A 16,616-nucleotide genomic window follows, 5' to 3' on the forward strand; every position below is an offset into this window, starting at 1 on the left:
GGTGGCGCTGATCTTTCACAAATAGGTATTGGCTTATTTCTGCTTAGCCTCGAGTATGCGCCAGCCCATTTTCTCAGCCTCAATTAACAGATAAATCATTCCGCTACTTAAAATGATGGCTAGCCAATGCATAATGCTTAACCCTTCGCTACCGAAGATAAGCTGCATAAAGGGTAGATAGGTAAACGCCATTTGCAGCAGCATCACCATCATAATAGCGATCCATACCGGCCGACTGCCAAAAATGCCAGCAAACGACAGCGTACTATTAATTAAAAAGCGGCTATTGATCAAATAAGCGGCACTACCAGTGACCAGCATATTGACTGCCCCTGCCCGCGCTAGCGCTTCGCTGCCACCTTGGTTGAGTATCCAAGAGAACATGCCGAAGACGCCAACAAGCAGTAGCACAGACACAAAAATCACTCGCCATAATAAAAACAGATCAAGCAGCGGTGCTTTAGGATCTCTTGGCTGGCGCGCCATTAAGTCTTTTTCCCCAGTCTCAAACGCTAATGCCAGACCTAGCGTAATCGCTACCACCATATTTACCCATAATGCCTGTAACGGCGTTACCGGTAGCACCGAGCCGGATAGCACGGCTAGCATGATCGCCAAGCCTTGAGCACCGTTGGTGGGCAGAATAAAGGTGATCGTTTTACGGATGTTATCGTAGACTTTGCGGCCTTCTTCAATAGCACTGACAATGGTTGCGAAGTTATCATCTGCCAGTACCATTTCAGAAGCATCTTTCGCCGCCTCAGTCCCCTGTACTCCCATAGCAACGCCGACATCAGCACGTTTTAAGGCAGGCCCATCATTAACACCATCCCCAGTCATGGAGCAAACACCGCCCCGCGCCTGCATCGCCTTAACTAAACGCAATTTGTGCTCGGGTGATGCCCGAGCAAAGACATCAATCTCTAAAATGATATCTTCTAACGCTGTATCGGACATCGCTTCAATTTCTCGCCCGGTCAGCGCTTTATGGGTTTGCGCAAAACCCAGTTGTTTAGCAATAGCCAGCGCTGTCGAAGCATGATCACCGGTAATCATAACGGGACGAATACCCGCTTGTTGGCAACGTTTAACCGCTTCAATGGCCTCTTCTCTTGGTGGGTCCAGCAAGCCAATAATTCCCAGTAAGCGCAACCCACCTTCAATATGGTGATGATCAAGCTCATCGATTGCAGCGGCAGGTTTATCCGCAATAGCTAGTACGCGTAAACCTCGCGAGGAAAGCTCGTGAATACGGTTTTCCCACTCATTACGATCAATATCGACAGTGCCTTGCTTGGTAGCAACGCTGTCGCACATTTCTATCAAACGATCAGGCGCCCCCTTTACGATGACACGCTGGCCATCAGCTCCTGCATGCAGAGTGGCCATATACTTAAAGTCTGACTCGAAAGGGATTGCATCTACCCGTGGAAACTGCTGGCGCACCTCTGACGTTTTTATACCTGCTTTTTCACCGGCAACTACTAACGCGCCCTCTGTCGGGTCACCATAAATCTGATACTGTCCCGCTTGCTGATGCAGCTCAGTGTCGTTACACAATACGCCAGCACGTAAAAAATCGCTTAACGGTTGGGCACTGTCCATATCGACACATTCTGTTTCTTGTTCACCGCAGGCACGCAGTCGATAAAAAGCCCCCTTGGGCGAGAAACCGATACCCTCGATGAAAAACTGCTCGTCACCCAGCCATACCGCTTGAGCCGTCATTTCATTGCGCGTCAATGTGCCCGTTTTATCGGAAAAAATAGTCGAGATGGAGCCCAACGTTTCTACAGCAGGAAGCCGACGAATAATGGCGTTGCGCTTCGCCATGCTTTGCACACCAAGCGCGAGCCCAATGGTAACAATGGCAGGTAGACCTTCGGGAATCGCGGCCACCGCTAGACCGACAGCAGCCATAAACATATCCGCAGCGGGCTGGTCATGAAGAAGCGTGCCTAACAGCGCGGTAATAGCGGCGGCACCCAAGATAAAAATTGCCAGCACCCTACCCGCACGATCAAGCTGCTGAAGCAGCGGTGTTTTAATTTTTTCTACACCACGCAGAAGTTCAGAAATTTTGCCGATTTCAGTGTAACGCCCCGTCTCAACGACCAAACCACGGGCATTGCCTTGCACCACAATTGTACTGGCAAACGCCATACTGCTGCGCTCCGCAAGATCCACATCTGCGCCCACTGGGTGCGACTGCTTCTCAACAGGAACCGACTCCCCAGTTAGAGCCGCCTCGTCGGTGCGAAAACGCCGCGCTTCAATCAGTCGCACGTCCGCAGGTATCCGGTCACCACTCTCCACCAGCACGATGTCCCCTGGCACTAACGCTTCGGCAGGAATTGTGGTGCGCTTCCCGTCACGTATGACATTGGCCTGGGGAGAAAGCATATTGCGGATGCTATCAAGCGCTTGCTCAGCTTTTCCTTCCTGGATAAAACCAATCAGCGCAATCACGGCTACCACCCCCACAATGGCCGCCGCATCAATGACGTGCCCAAGCAGGAAACTGGCAATAGCAGCAACCAGCAGTATAAGAATTAAAATATTATTGAGCTGATCCAATAAACGCCGATACCAAGGACGTCCCTGAGCCTGCTGAAGACGATTCGGACCATAGCGCTCTATGCGCGCTTGAGCCTCAGTGGTAGATAGGCCGTCGGCAGTAACACCCTGCCACTCAAGCACTTGATCTATCGAGGCACTATGCCACTCTCGCGATGACTTGGCAGGTGTTTGAGGGTTTTCCATCCATAAGCTCCCTTGTTAAATATATTGTCAGCTTACAGCAGGTTGCTGCGCTGCAGTACTACTGTTATCCATAAAGTAACAAGGAAATGATGCAACGCAAAAAACGCCACGCCACCCAGGCTAAGTAGCGTCGCTCAGCATTTAATTAGCTATTTTGATCCGTTAATTTTTGGAATAGGTCGTAAGAATCAAACTAAAGAGCTAAACCTTCTCGTAGATAGTAAAAATATGATCAGCGTCAAAGGAGCAGCTACTAATGACAACCTTTATTCTGGGCGCGACTATGCTATTCCTAACAGGGTTCGACTCCTAACTGCACACAAGGAACCAATACAATGACAACGTTAATGTTTCCCAATCTGACAGCGAATACAACCAACAAGGATACGATACTGGTTCTTTGGCATCAGCCTTGGGTGGAAGCCACACATTCGGCCGCAAAGCTGCAACGCGTCTGGCTAGAAACTATTAACGAAGCACTTCGGTATGAGCTTGATTTCATTTCAACCGTGGCCCCCATCTACAGCAAGCTAACCTGCTGCATGCTCGGTTTTGAAGGACCTCAAACCCCAGCATCAATGGCAGCTTGCTACCACAGCATCGCAGGAGACATGACAGAGGCCACTTTTAACCGCATGCGCAAGGTATCGGAACTCAGCGAGGACTTACGCGAGCGGATATGGAGTGAGCTGTAAGCTGTGGCTAGACTAACCTGAGGGCTGTGAGCAATTATTCAACGGCCCTCTTACCCCAGGGAAGTACGAGGCCTTGATATGCCAACCCCAAGCCGTGAAAGTCTACTTAGCGACCATCACCCTGATGCAGTGCGTAAACGGCTAGCGACTCCAGTAAAAGCATCAACGCTTCCAGATGCTGTGCTCGGCGGTATCGATGGTTGCGTGACGACTTTTGCGGTTGTATCAGGGGCATTTGGAGCAGGTTTTTCACCACAGGTGGCGCTTGTACTGGGTTTCGCCAACTTACTCGCTGACGGCTTCAGCATGGCAGTAAGCAATTACGAAGCCGGGCAGGCACAGCTTGCTCAGATCGCCAGTACTGAGCGTATCGAACGGCAACATATTGACCTGGTGCCTGAGGGCGAACGCGAAGAGATTCGCCAACTTTTTCACGCTAAAGGTTTCGAAGGAGAACTACTTGAACAAGTAGTGGAAACGCTATGTCGTGAACCGGATAGATGGGTGACTACTATGTTACAAGAAGAACATGGGCTTTCATCTGTTGGACTTAACCCTCTTCGAGCAGCGTTAGTTACCTTTAGTGCTTTTTTGATCGTAGGCGCTCTACCGTTACTTCCGTATACGATACCTAGCATAGCAACCACGACGCAGTTTCTAGCCAGTCTAGGGCTGGCTTGCGGCGTATTCCTTGCTATTGGCATGCTCAAGAGCGCCGTCTACGGCCTACCGGCTTGGCGCTCAGGCCTGCGTACTCTTTTCATGGGTAGCGCTGCGGCCGGGCTCGCCTTTGCGACAGGCTATCTCGCGCAGCGTCTATTAGCAGGCTAGGCCTATAAAGACCTGCTTGGCTATTAATAATCATAGTATGTCAGTAAGCTTCACAACTTATGCTAATGATTGCTAATCCAGAATGAAGCTTAAAACCAAAAAACGGCCACCGCTGTAATAGCTAAGTGACCGTTTTATCTGTTTGGTCGGAGTGACAGGATTCGAACCTGCGACCTTTGCAACCCCATTGCAACGCGCTACCAAGCTGCGCCACACTCCGATATCTTGGATTGACAACGAATGTTAACCAACATCGTTTGCCTCAAGACGGTGCGTATACTAGCGCTTTCTTAACCAAATGAAAAGCTCTTTTTGCGCTTTCTTTTCAATTGGTTGCCGCTTGCACTTACTCGATGCTCTTAAGTAGCGATGCCATGGCATCATATACCTTGGGCGTTGTGACGAGCAGTTGCTCTGGGTAGAGGTCAACTGGCACGCCGTCAGGTACCTCAGTTAAGTGGCCTACTTTCGCGCCTGCTTCACGAGCAATGACCCAACCCGCGACAAAGTCCCATGGTGAAACGCTTTCGTAATATGCGTCTAATCGGCCGCAGGCGACATCACAGAGGTCAATCGCAGCTGCGCCATTGCGACGAACATCCTGACAGTTCACCAACACGGCTTCCAAACGTGGTAGAAGCTGTTTGCGAGCCTGTTTATCGTAGGGAAAACCGGTAGCCACCAGAGTGCTTTCAAGCGTATCAGCGTCACTCGGTTTGATTGGTTGCTGATTGCAGTACGCACCTAATCCTTGCGCGGCACTGAAGGTATCACCCAAGAAAGGTGCATGAACAACGCCTACTTTAGCGATGCCGTTCTCTATCCAGCCAATCGACACCGCCACATGGCGCAGGCCTTGGGCAAAGTTGACGGTTCCATCGATAGGATCTACCACCCACAGCTGCTCGGCGGGGGTATGCAGCGCACGCTCAGGGCTTAGTTCTTCACTCAGCCTCGCTTCACCAGGAAAATGCTCCTCCAGGCGCTGGCTAATTAGCGTATCAACTGCCACATCAACATCGGTAACCAGCTCAATGCCGGCTTTTAAACGTTGACTGAAGTCTTGCTGTTCGCGGGCGCGGCGAATCATATCGCCTGCCTCCTCCGCAATACGCACTGCCAGCGCCAGCCGCTCTTCTAGGGTGTAAGCCGTCATTAACGCTCCTTACTTGATGGTTTCACATTGCCTGAAATAAGCTCAGCTTAAGCGGTGACGCATGGCATTACCATGACGCCATGCGAAACAATCCTTAACGAAGTGCATCCACCAGCACATCGACAACGATACGGGTAGCCGCCTCAATGAGTACGACATCGGCCCCTACGCGCTCCCATTCGTAGCCGGGATACTGGGGAAGCTGAGATGCCAACGGACCATCAAAGCGTTTTGCAATTCCCGGAGGAAGGGGTTTACCGCGTTCTAAGTTGCGCTGAATACCCGGCGGCAATGGCTGGGCACGTGGCGCATCGTATTGCCGCAAGAGACGAAGCAGTTCACGTTCGTTGATACGAGGAAGATCTACAACGCGTTCGTCGCGATGGCGACGCTCATGTCGGCCTATATCCTGCCCGCCACGCTGGCGCTCGGAATGTGGGCTGCTGTCTCTAGCACCATGGGCGGGTGCGTGTGCTGGCTGTGCGACTGCCGCCACTTGCCACAACAGGGTGCAAACTAACAGGCAAGCGCTAAGAGAAATTGATTTCATTATCGGCTCCTTATGACCAGGAGCATTGAGTATAGAGAGCAAATGCGCAGGCAGTGTGAAGATTGAACAATATTAAAAATACGGGCAAAAGCCTGCAGATACAAAAAAACCATTAGCTGGCACAACGACCAAAGCTAATGGTTAGATTTTAAGGCGCTGTACACTATTCCTCGGAAGTCATAGAAATTATCCCGCTTCCAGATACATACACAGTTTCCTGACGATCCTGAGTTGAAACTTCAATAGCTTCTAATGATTGGTTATCTTCAGCGCCTGCAAATACAGTGAATAGCTCCTCGACATCCGTATTTTCAGTACATGACTGAAAGCTGAATTCAGGCGCGCCCTCTCCGAGAGACGCTTCCGCGATTGAAAGTGTTCGATATGAGTTGAGTTCTCCAACACATGCTGAAGCCTCTGAGCGGTCCAAGTAGCTTCCATACTTGGGCACGCCGATGGCAGCCAAGATGCCGATAATAGCAATGACTACCATCAGTTCAATGAGAGTAAAACCACTCTGTTTGTGAATTGTAGTTATTTTAAAAAATCTTTTATCCATAACACTTCTCCTTTGTGTTATCAAACTTCCTCTTCAATAACATGAAGACCGAAAGTGTGTTAAACAAATCAATGCCACAATATTTAACAACACCAACAGCTTCTCAATGCTATATTTAACCAACTATAGCAAGCTCACCGTTACATTTCCGTTGACCATTAATAATAATTAATATTTAACACAAAAAATAAAATAAACATGATTGAGTTTAGCCATGAACGATTTAACCCCCAGGCCGGCGCTGAGCAAGGCGGCCATGCATAGCGGCCTGCACGGTATCACTAAACGGCTGATAGAACATGGCGTGCTGACCGAAGCCCAGGCGAATGTCGCGGAAAGCACAGCAACAGAGCTTGACGTGTCGCTGTTACAGCACGTGGTCGATAGTGGGCTAGTAGAATCAGGCGCAGCAGCGCTGGCCGCTGCTTGGGAGTATGGTTTACCGGTCGTTGACCTAGATGCCATTCGTATAAACGCGCTACCACCCGCCAGCGACTACCCCGTTAAAATATTAGAGCGTCTAGATGTTCTTCCCCTGGCACGCCACGGGCACCGCCTTACTGTCGCTGTACCCTACCCCGCTACGCTAACCCAACTGAATGAACTTCAATTTGCTACCGGGCTAAGTGTAGATGGAGTACTGGCTCCCGCTGATCAACTTAAAAACACTCTAACGCAGTATCTAGCGCAAAATGAGCGCAGCATGCTAGATGAACTGGAAAACGTAGATGATGCGGTCAGCGCGTTGAGTATTGTTCAGCTTGACGAAGATGAGGCGACATTAGACAAGGCAGTAACAGATAGCGAAGATGCCCCCGTCGTCAAATTCGTCAATAAAATACTGCTAGATGCTATCAGCCGCGGCGCTTCCGATATTCACTTTGAGCCCTATGAAACCCAGTACCGGGTGCGTTTTCGTATTGATGGCATGTTGTTTGAAATTGCTCGCCCACCTTTTGCGCTGCGGCACCGCATCGCGGCACGTGTAAAAATCATGTCTCGGTTGGATATCTCTGAGCGGCGCCTGCCTCAGGATGGTGCAATCAAGCTGCAGCTTTCACGCACACGCTCAATTGATTTTCGAGTGAACTCACTGCCCACTGTGTTTGGTGAAAAAATAGTACTGCGTTTGCTAGATCCTGCCTCTGCTCAACTCGCTATCGAGCAGCTAGGCTTTAGCCCTGAACAGCAGGCCGTTTATGAACACGCGCTTAAGAAGCCTCAAGGAATGATTCTGGTTACCGGGCCTACGGGGAGCGGTAAAACAGTGACGCTTTATACAGGTATCAACATTCTTAACCAAATTGAGCGCAATATCTGCACCGCCGAGGACCCGGTAGAAATTAAAGTGCCGGGGGTCAATCAGGTGAACGTTCTCCCTAAAATCGGTCTGAACTTCGCCAGCGCTCTGCGCGCCTTTTTACGCCAAGACCCTGATGTCGTCATGGTGGGCGAAATTCGCGACTTGGAAACCGCCGAAATTGCCGTAAAGGCAGCCCAAACAGGCCACTTAGTGCTATCTACCGTACACACTAACTCCGCCGCTGAAACGCTAACCCGTTTAGCGAATATGGGCATCGCATCGTATAACATCGCAAGCTCCGTTAGCTTGATTATTGCCCAGCGCTTGGCACGCAAGCTATGCGACCTATGCAAAACACCCGCTAAGATTCCTAACGAAGCGCTGCGTCAAGCTGGCTTTAGCCAACAGGATATTCGCAACGGCACGATTTATTCAGCGGTCGGCTGTAAACAGTGCACACAGGGCTATAAAGGTCGTATTGGTATCTATGAAGTGGTGCCTATTACTGATGCCATGCGCCAGCTGATTATGCGCGATGGCGATGCGCTGGATATCGACCAACAAGCGCGCCGCGAAGGTTACCCTAGCCTTTATCAGCGTTGCCTACATCGTGTGCTGGATGGCAGCACTAGTCTGGAAGAAGTTAACCGCATCAGTAAGGAGTAACGCGCCATGGCCAACGCTAAAGCATATCGCACCAAGCCAACGCCGCTACACCGTTGGAAGTGGGAAGGCAAAGGGCCACAAGACCGAGCTATGCGAGGCGAGCTGATTGGCCGCACCAAGCCGGAAATCATTGAACAACTGGCTAAGCAGCGTATCGTCGCCACAAAAATCCAAAAACGCAGCAGCTTTAGTGGTCGCAGCAAGGTAACCAACGTCGATATCATGATTTTTGCACGGCAAATGGCCACTATGGTACGAGCAGGTATCCCTATTCTTCAGGCGTTACAAGCCGTTTCTGAAAGCCTAAAAAAACCCGCGATGGTAGCACTAACCCAGCAAATCATGGAAGACGTCTCTTCGGGTGATAGCCTTTCCAGCGCCATGGCAAAACACCCCAAACAGTTTGACCGCCTGTTTGTTAGCCTAGTCGACGCGGGTGAGCAGGCTGGTGCGCTTGACCAGATGCTGGAGCGGGTAGCCAGTTATAAAGAGAAAGTTGAATCACTCAAAAATCGTGTCAAAAAAGCACTCTGGTACCCCACTACGGTGATGATCATTGGTATTGCCGTTACCATGCTGCTACTCATCAAAGTCGTGCCTGAATTTGAGAGCATGTTTCAAGGTTTTGGCGCAGAACTGCCAGCGCTCACTCAGTTTACGGTTAACTTATCGGACATGGCCCAAAAGTACTGGTTACAAGCAACGGGTACACTAATCGGCAGTATCATGCTGCTGAAAACTGCAGCGCGACGCTCACCACGCGTCGCTTATCGGTTAGACAGCCTGATGCTTCACCTGCCTATCCTTGGCGATATTTTACACAAATCGGCTGTCTCACGATTTACACGCACTTTAGCGACTACCTTTACTTCTGGCGTGCCACTAATTGAGGGGCTCGAAACTGCCGCAGGTGCCGCGGATAATCGCGTGTATATCAGAGCTATTAATGAAGTGCGCCAAGATGTAACTACCGGACAACAGCTGCATTTCGCCATGCGTATGACCAACCGCTTTCCAGCGCTGGCAGTTCAAATGGTGAGTATTGGTGAGGAAGCCGGCTCACTGGATGCCATGCTTAACCGAGTAGCCGATTACTACGAAGAAGAAGTGGATAATAAAGTAGACGCCCTGACCTCGTTAATGGAACCGATTATTATCGTTGTCCTTGGCGCGCTAGTGGGCGGCGTTGTAGTCTCCATGTATTTGCCTATTTTTGAAATTGGCACCGCACTATAAATAAACCGTTCATACGCACTTCCCCAACAAGCACTTCCCCAACAATTGGAATACCATGGGTTTATCACCAAGCTTTTACCTCTTTTTTGCTTTACTAATCGGCCTCTGCTTTGGCAGTTTTCTTAACGTTGTCATCACCCGTTTACCCGTTATGCTGATGCGCCGCTGGCGCAATGAAGCACGTGCCTCCCTTGAGCTGGCCGAAGAAACATCCCCCCGCTTTAACCTTGCTACTCCAAGGTCAATGTGTCCACGCTGCGAACACCCAATTGCTTGGCACAATAACCTACCCTTAATAGGCTGGCTAAAAAGAAGGGGGAAATGCGCTCATTGCCAAACCTCCATCAGTGTACAGTATCCATTCGTAGAGCTGATGGGCGGACTACTTGCAATCGTGGTTGTGGCCTTGCATGGCCCGACGCTAAGCGCAATGTTTATCTATGGTGCTTGTATAACGCTACTGGCTTTGGCAGTGATCGACTTTCGTACCTATTTACTCCCTGATATGTTGACCCTACCGTTGTTATGGGCTGGCTTAGCTTACCAATTGCTCTTTCAGCCTCTGCTGCTCCCTGGCGCTGTTATCGGCGCAATGGCGGGCTATGTTGTGTTATGGAGCTTTTACTGGCTATTTAAGCTCATAACAGGCAAAGAAGGCATGGGATTTGGGGATTTCAAGTTACTCGCTGCCCTTGGCGCTTGGGTGGGTTGGAGCATGTTGCCGCTACTGATTATTTTATCTGCGGGTATTGGCGCAATCATAGGATTAGCCGCTCAAGCTATTTCTCCCCAGTTACGTGGCCAACCTCTCCCCTTTGGTCCCTTTCTTGCGCTGGCGGGCTGGATTTGCCTACTTGTAGGCAACGAGTTAATGACACTCTATACGTCGTTGCTGTATTAAGCCTAATGTCGGTTTTAATTCAATTTTTTTGGGGAGCATGCATGATCATTGGACTGACAGGTGGTATAGGTTCGGGAAAGTCTACTGTTGCCCGTGCGTTTGGAGAACTGGGGATTGGCTGGGTAGATGCCGATGATGTCGCTAGAGAAGTCGTTGCCGTTGGCGAACCCGCGCTAGCTGCTATTGCCGAACACTTTGGCACAGACGTATTGAACTCCGACGGAACACTGAATAGATCAGCACTGCGTACCATCATTTTTGAAGATCCTGTACAACGGCAGTGGTTAGAGTCTGTCACTCATCCCAAGGTACGCGAACGCCTTCTTTTGCATCTGGACCGTCTGCAGGCGCAGTCGCCTTATGTATTATTAGTGTCTCCTCTGCTTTTTGAGTCTGGTCAAGATAAGCTGGTCAATCGTACGTTAGTCATCGATGTGCCCGAATCGCTGCAATTATCACGCACACTTGCCCGGGATGGGGTGAGTGAATCCCAGGTGCGTGCTATCCTCGCCGCCCAACTTCCACGCGAAGAACGCCTTGCTAAAGGCAATGATGTCATCGACAACAGTGGTGACCATGCGAATATGATGCGCCAGGTCATCCAACTGGATCGTCGTTATCGCGCCGAGTGCACTTAACGACGTACTTGAGACGCACTTTTGAAACAGGAGTTTGTCATGCCCACACCGGCAAATGATTCACCGCTAGAGGTTGCTTGCCCCCAATGTGGCAAGAAAGTTATCTGGGGGCCAGAAAGTACTTATCGCCCTTTTTGTAGCAAACGTTGCCAACTGCTTGATTTGGGCGCTTGGGCGGAAGAGTCGCATCGCATTGCAGGTGAATCCGCCATGGATGAGGCAGACTTAGATACCCTGCTTGCTCAAGCAGATAGAGACACACCTCTTTCTTAAAGGCTCGCCCAACATGACTGACGCCACGCTGCCTCTATATCATCTACTGCATGAGCTTGATGCCCACTTTGATCAACTGGTAGCCACCATTGAGCGGGCTGCAGCGCTATACGAATTTAACCCACCACCTACTTGGCGGTTTCATCATGACGTTAGCGAGCCTATTTGGTTGCGGGATGCACTACTGGACATGTGGCATCAGCAGGGACAGGATGGCCGCGAAACGCGTAACTACATCGCAGTCATCGCCGCTAACGATGATTTATTAGCAGCGTGTCATCAAATTAACCACGCAAAGGCAAATATCAGCGACTTACTCGCGCGCATTAAGCAGTCTCATCCAAACGCGTTGAGCGACGCTAAGTCTCGTTTACCAAACCGTCATCCCCATATCGACGACATACTGCGTAAAAGCGGATTTGCAAGACTCCATCTAAAACAGTGCTGGCGACAACTCCCCATTGCCCCTGCGCCGGTGTCTAGAGTTAGGCTAGCGTGGTATAGCAGCGGTCGCTCAATCAAACGCGTTAGTGTTCAAGAGGCTGAGCAAAAATTATTACAGCTAGACAGTGATGCACCACATATCCGCATACAACTACGCAAGCTCGCCAGCATTCCAAGTGGAGAAATATTGGCGCAGGTGCAAACCCAAGCCCCTTTAATGCGCGCAAATCTGTTTTTTGTCGAACCGCTTGCGGATGGACACACGCGACGAGCACTTAATATTGCAATGCCGCTAATTGTGCCTGCAAATGAAGGACGATTACCACATCTCAAAGCCCCAGCAGAAACGCCTCCAACGACTCGCACAAGAGCTAAGCGGCGCGACGAAAAACTCGAAGATGACGTATATTTACCTAGCTTACGCATCTATCGGTATCGCTAGCGAGCTACCTCACCTCATAACGTCGCATTATCTACCTGCTACAGGCACGTCATCAAGCTTCCACTGCTTAGACTCCAGCAGCGCGTGTACGACCTCGCTTACATCTCGCTCCGACAAATCATATTCGCCAATCAGCACTTTTAAGCGTTGATCAAACAAGCGCTCTTGCTCATGCGAATGTGCCACTTCGTCTGCAGCTTGATCGTCAGCTTCCAACGCCGCAATTGAACGTACTGGCGGTCCCGTTGGAATATTGAAATCGCTGTTAGGATCTTCTAACTGGCGCAGCGCTTGCGCGAAGGCATCATCCAACTCACGAAACTTACGTAGTTTTTCACGCTCATCTAGCTGTTTTTGAACCTTTTGATATTTCATCGATGTTTCATTTACACCTTACTTGAAATGGATGACAAGTCTGCTGAAACAGACCTTTTTCCGACAAAACTGTGCCCAAACGCGTAAAGCCTCTGAGCAAACTTGCCTTTGCTCTATCTTCCCAGCATAAAGGCATCACAGCTTAGTAATAAATAAGCTGCTCCCGATATAAAACAGGATGCTCCTACTGGCAGAGCAAAAACGCCCAGTTAAGCAACCTAAGGTGGCGCATATAGCGGCAAATTCATCTAGTAGGCAAGCAGCAATGTTAATCGCCTATTAGATCACTAGCAACGCAAGCACCGGGATGGTGCATTACAGGTGAGATGAGTAGCGCGACCTGTACGACTTAAGCATAGGAGGCCAGATAATGTTCAATGCAATGATGCGAGCTGAGATCTGGCTGCAAGACACTCTCGATAAACCGCTTGGAATCGAAGACCTTGCTAACCACTTAGGATACTCAGCATCACAAATACGCCGGCAGTTCCGCCACTGCTTCAACATTTCACCTAGTGCTTACCGTGAAAAAAGGCGTCTTGAGCGAGCCGCTGTCTTGCTTTCACTCACCTCACAAAATATAGCGCAAATCGCTATTCGTTGTGGATATACTAATCACTCTTCTTTCTCACGCGCATTTCAGCGCCGCTATCGGCTGTCACCCCGCGAATATCGCCAAGTGGTAAGCAGCCTGTATCTTCTGAACAGACCTGACAAAAAATTCACAATCAGCATTGAAAAAAACCGTCCCGCACATGTGGTTTTAATGCGCTTGTACCAAGCACCAGACCACATTCATGGGCTAGGCAACACAAAGTATCACGCTAACCATTTAGAGCACCTACAAGCCCAACTAGAGACATCTACCCCAACCATGGTATTGCCAGACCTTTTAACAGAGAAAGTGACGGCCGCTGTAGAAGAACCTGCACCGAACCACACTAGAACTGATATCGGGCTCTATCTAGAAAATAGAGATACTGCCGAATATCTAGCACTGCCAGTCAACTACCGTCGGGTAGACATTCCTTCACGCTACTATGCAAAAATATACTTCGATAACATTTCACAATTATCTTATGTAATGTCTGAAACGCTAGTGGCATTAATGGATGAAAAAAATCGTTTAAATATCAGCGGTGATGCACCGCAAGTATTATGGCATCCAGATCATATTGAGCTACGAATACCTTTATCTGCCTAGCCAGCCTGAATAGTTTTTATCCGCTTTCATTAAACCAAAACCGGCACTTCTTGTTAGAAATGCCGGTTTAAAACGACTCAGTCTTCCATACGCTCTAGCCAGGATTCGACAGCCTCATCACCATGCTCATCTTTCCAGCTACGCAGGCCTTTATGATTACCGCCGCGGGTTTCAATCACTTCACCAGTATGCGGGTTCTTATAAATCTTCAGACGACGCTTACGACGCGTAGAGGATGCCGCAGCACCTTTGGATCCACGCTGATCCGCGTTAGGGTCCAGCAATGCAATAACATCAGAAGGGCGCTTACCAAACTCGTTCATTAACGCTTCAAGTTTAGCTTTAAATTCAAGCTCGCTTTTCAAGCGCTGATCACCTTCCAAGCGCTGTAAGTCTTCTTGTAGTTGTTTTAGCTGCTGTTCCTTTTGAATATACTCATTTAATAACGACATGGGGATTCCTTTTAGCATAGGTTTGACTGCGTGAGTTAATCAATCTACCAACTCAATACGCACGAGTTCAGGATGCGCGCACATTATTGCTTTAAATGCGCCAGCTGACAATAGTCTAGTTGACTTTAGCTTAAATACTAATCAATTTTTATTGCTTAGTTGGAACTATAAAAACTAGCTTTATACGCAAGTCAAACATAGGCTAGTGATCTATTTCACATCATACAAATTCATAAAAAACGCCGCCCATTAGGGCGGCGTTTTTCTGGGCTATCAACTACTTAATTAGTCTTGGCCCATCTGCTGTTTGATTAGATCACCGATAGTGGTCGGACCACCTGCTTCCGGCTCTTGATCACGCAGCTTCTTCAGATTTTGACGAGTATCATCTTGCTCTTTCGCTTTAACCGACAGATTGATCTGACGACTCTTACGATCAACGCTTACGATACGCGCTTCAATGCTATCGCCTTCATTCAGCACGTTACGGGCATCTTCAATGCGATCAGCACTGATTTCAGACGCCTTGAGGATAGCAATAACATCAGTCGCTAGCTCAACGTGTGCTTCTTTGGCATCAACTTCTACGATACGGCCTGTAACGATGCTGCCTTTGTCGTTAACCGACAGATATTCAGCTACTGGATCGGAATCCATTTGCTTAATACCTAAGGAGATACGCTCACGCTCAGGATCGATTGAAAGAATAACGGCTTCAGCTTCGTCACCTTTCTTGAAGTTACGGACAGCTTCTTCGCCAGTTTCTGTCCAAGAGATATCAGACAGGTGAACCAGACCATCAATACCGCCTTCAAGGCCGATGAAGATACCAAAGTCAGTGATTGACTTGATGGTACCTGAAACACGGTCGCCCTTGTTGTATTCAGCGTTGAAAGTTTCCCAAGGATTAGCAGTACACTGCTTGATGCCCAGAGAAATACGACGACGCTCTTCATCGATATCAAGAACCATAACGTCAACATCATCGCCCACTTGGACAACTTTAGACGGATGGATGTTCTTGTTAGTCCAGTCCATTTCTGAAACGTGAACCAGACCTTCGACGCCCTCTTCCAGCTCAGCAAAGCAGCCGTAGTCAGTCAGGTTAGTGACGACTGCGTGCACTTTGGTGCCTTCCGGGTAACGGTCTTTGATGTTGACCCAAGGATCTTCACCCAGCTGCTTAAGACCTAGAGATACGCGGTTACGCTCACGGTCAAACTTCAACACTTTGACGTTGATCTCGTCGCCAACAGCAACGATTTCAGACGGATGCTTAATGCGCTTCCACGCCATATCAGTGATGTGCAGCAGACCATCAACGCCGCCTAAATCGACGAAGGCACCGTAATCAGTCAGGTTCTTAACGATACCTTTGATTTGCTGACCTTCCTGCAGGGTTGCCAGCAGTGCTTCACGTTCAGCACTGTTTTCGGCTTCCAATACAGCACGACGCGAAACAACGACGTTGTTGCGCTTCGGGTCAAGCTTGATGACTTTGAAGTCTAGCTCTTTGTTTTCCAGGTGCGCAGTGTCACGAACCGGACGAACGTCAACCAGAGAGCCCGGCAAGAAGGCACGGATAGAGTCGACGTCGACTGTGAAGCCGCCTTTGACCTTACCGTTGATCACGCCCTTGACGACTTCGTCTTTCTCGAAGGCTGCTTCCAGAATCTTCCAAGCTTCTGCGCGCTTGGCTTTTTCACGGGACAGACGCGTTTCACCAAAGCCATCTTCTACGGCTTCAAGTGCAACGTGCACGTCGTCACCGATAGCGATGGTCAGTTCACCGTTCTCATCGCGGAATTGTGACGCAGGGATCTGACCTTCAGATTTCAGACCAGCGTTAACGGTAACCCAGTCACCGTCAATGTCGACAACCTGAGCCGCGACAATTGCGCCTGGCTCCATGTTGATGTCGTTAAGAGACTGTTCAAACAGTTCAGCAAAGCTTTCGCTCATGGTTTTCCTACGTGATCAACGTTGTTGAGGCATAAATGCCTTCTCCGTACCACCAGCAAGTACGGGCCTAATGTCATTCTGCTTCTGGAGGTGTTAGCGCTGGTTAGACCTGACCGGGCTCTCTGATATGGAGTAATCGCCCTGCCACGTCGTGACACCTTTCCAA

Annotated in this window: 16 protein-coding genes and 1 tRNA gene; 9 read left to right on the top strand and 8 right to left on the bottom strand. The window is 49.5% G+C overall.

Translation table 11 applies throughout. The features are described from left to right. Positions 1 to 33: 33 nt before the first annotated feature. Complete coding sequence (locus ACN06F_RS09470) at positions 34 to 2,763, bottom strand: cation-translocating P-type ATPase (RefSeq protein ID WP_433925092.1); 2,730 nt, start codon at positions 2,761 to 2,763, stop codon at positions 34 to 36. A 335-nt stretch (positions 2,764 to 3,098) separates the two neighbouring features. Between ACN06F_RS09470 and ACN06F_RS09475 the strand changes: the two genes are divergently transcribed. Together ACN06F_RS09475 and ACN06F_RS09480 are read left to right on the top strand one after the other, a co-directional pair. Further along, entirely contained in the window at positions 3,099 to 3,458 is a 360-nt protein-coding gene (locus tag ACN06F_RS09475) for a hypothetical protein (RefSeq protein ID WP_433925093.1), read from the top strand. A gap of 78 nt (positions 3,459 to 3,536) precedes the next feature. After that, positions 3,537 to 4,289, top strand: coding sequence for a VIT1/CCC1 transporter family protein (locus tag ACN06F_RS09480; RefSeq protein WP_198349693.1), 753 nt, complete (start codon positions 3,537 to 3,539; stop codon positions 4,287 to 4,289). A gap of 143 nt (positions 4,290 to 4,432) precedes the next feature. Here the strand turns inward: ACN06F_RS09480 and ACN06F_RS09485 are convergent. From ACN06F_RS09485 to ACN06F_RS09500, 4 genes are all read right to left on the bottom strand, one after another. Beyond that, positions 4,433 to 4,509 (bottom strand) — tRNA-Pro (locus tag ACN06F_RS09485). Between the two features lie 126 nt (positions 4,510 to 4,635). Continuing rightward, a complete protein-coding gene (locus ACN06F_RS09490) occupies positions 4,636 to 5,445 on the bottom strand; it encodes an inositol monophosphatase family protein (RefSeq protein WP_231656968.1) in 810 nt (269 codons plus the stop codon). A 94-nt stretch (positions 5,446 to 5,539) separates the two neighbouring features. Next, the gene (locus ACN06F_RS09495) at positions 5,540 to 5,995 is read right to left on the bottom strand and encodes an anti-virulence regulator CigR family protein (RefSeq protein WP_198349682.1); all 456 of its coding nucleotides are present in this window, start codon (positions 5,993 to 5,995) and stop codon (positions 5,540 to 5,542) included. A gap of 163 nt (positions 5,996 to 6,158) precedes the next feature. Further along, positions 6,159 to 6,554 (bottom strand): prepilin-type N-terminal cleavage/methylation domain-containing protein, encoded by a 396-nt coding sequence (locus ACN06F_RS09500; protein ID WP_269438750.1) that lies wholly within the window; start codon positions 6,552 to 6,554, stop codon positions 6,159 to 6,161. Positions 6,555 to 6,768: 214 nt separating this feature from the next. Between ACN06F_RS09500 and pilB the strand changes: the two genes are divergently transcribed. The 6 genes from pilB to ACN06F_RS09530 are packed head-to-tail and all read left to right on the top strand — an operon-like array spanning position 6,769 to position 12,457. Then, entirely contained in the window at positions 6,769 to 8,523 is a 1,755-nt protein-coding gene (gene pilB, locus ACN06F_RS09505; RefSeq protein ID WP_433925094.1) for a type IV-A pilus assembly ATPase PilB, read from the top strand. Between the two features lie 6 nt (positions 8,524 to 8,529). Then, the gene (locus ACN06F_RS09510; protein ID WP_433925095.1) at positions 8,530 to 9,759 is read left to right on the top strand and encodes a type II secretion system F family protein; all 1,230 of its coding nucleotides are present in this window, start codon (positions 8,530 to 8,532) and stop codon (positions 9,757 to 9,759) included. A 55-nt stretch (positions 9,760 to 9,814) separates the two neighbouring features. Beyond that, positions 9,815 to 10,660 (top strand): prepilin peptidase, encoded by an 846-nt coding sequence (locus ACN06F_RS09515; protein WP_433925096.1) that lies wholly within the window; start codon positions 9,815 to 9,817, stop codon positions 10,658 to 10,660. 41 nt (positions 10,661 to 10,701) lie between these two features. Beyond that, positions 10,702 to 11,298: a dephospho-CoA kinase gene (gene coaE, locus ACN06F_RS09520; protein ID WP_433925097.1), complete on the top strand. Its 597-nt coding sequence runs from the start codon at positions 10,702 to 10,704 to the stop codon at positions 11,296 to 11,298. A 39-nt stretch (positions 11,299 to 11,337) separates the two neighbouring features. Then, positions 11,338 to 11,571, top strand: coding sequence for a DNA gyrase inhibitor YacG (gene yacG / locus ACN06F_RS09525; protein ID WP_038484650.1), 234 nt, complete (start codon positions 11,338 to 11,340; stop codon positions 11,569 to 11,571). A gap of 13 nt (positions 11,572 to 11,584) precedes the next feature. Further along, positions 11,585 to 12,457 carry a DNA replication terminus site-binding protein gene (locus ACN06F_RS09530; RefSeq protein ID WP_038484653.1) on the top strand — a complete coding sequence of 291 codons (873 nt, stop codon included), beginning with the start codon at positions 11,585 to 11,587 and terminating at the stop codon, positions 12,455 to 12,457. A 27-nt stretch (positions 12,458 to 12,484) separates the two neighbouring features. Here the strand turns inward: ACN06F_RS09530 and ACN06F_RS09535 are convergent, their stop codons facing one another. Then, positions 12,485 to 12,832: a hypothetical protein gene (locus ACN06F_RS09535; RefSeq protein ID WP_038484656.1), complete on the bottom strand. Its 348-nt coding sequence runs from the start codon at positions 12,830 to 12,832 to the stop codon at positions 12,485 to 12,487. Positions 12,833 to 13,202: 370 nt separating this feature from the next. Between ACN06F_RS09535 and ACN06F_RS09540 the strand changes: the two genes are divergently transcribed. Further along, a complete protein-coding gene (locus ACN06F_RS09540; protein WP_038484659.1) occupies positions 13,203 to 14,036 on the top strand; it encodes a helix-turn-helix transcriptional regulator in 834 nt (277 codons plus the stop codon). Positions 14,037 to 14,113: 77 nt separating this feature from the next. Here the strand turns inward: ACN06F_RS09540 and ACN06F_RS09545 are convergent, their stop codons facing one another. Both ACN06F_RS09545 and rpsA read right to left on the bottom strand, forming a co-directional pair. Next, the gene (locus tag ACN06F_RS09545) at positions 14,114 to 14,488 is read right to left on the bottom strand and encodes a histone-like nucleoid-structuring protein, MvaT/MvaU family (RefSeq protein ID WP_009724762.1); all 375 of its coding nucleotides are present in this window, start codon (positions 14,486 to 14,488) and stop codon (positions 14,114 to 14,116) included. Between the two features lie 285 nt (positions 14,489 to 14,773). Further along, a complete protein-coding gene (gene rpsA, locus ACN06F_RS09550) occupies positions 14,774 to 16,450 on the bottom strand; it encodes a 30S ribosomal protein S1 (RefSeq protein ID WP_009724761.1) in 1,677 nt (558 codons plus the stop codon). Positions 16,451 to 16,616 lie beyond the last annotated feature (166 nt).

The organism is Vreelandella sp. 21, assembly GCF_050995515.1.
GTDB lineage: Bacteria > Pseudomonadota > Gammaproteobacteria > Pseudomonadales > Halomonadaceae > Vreelandella > Vreelandella alkaliphila.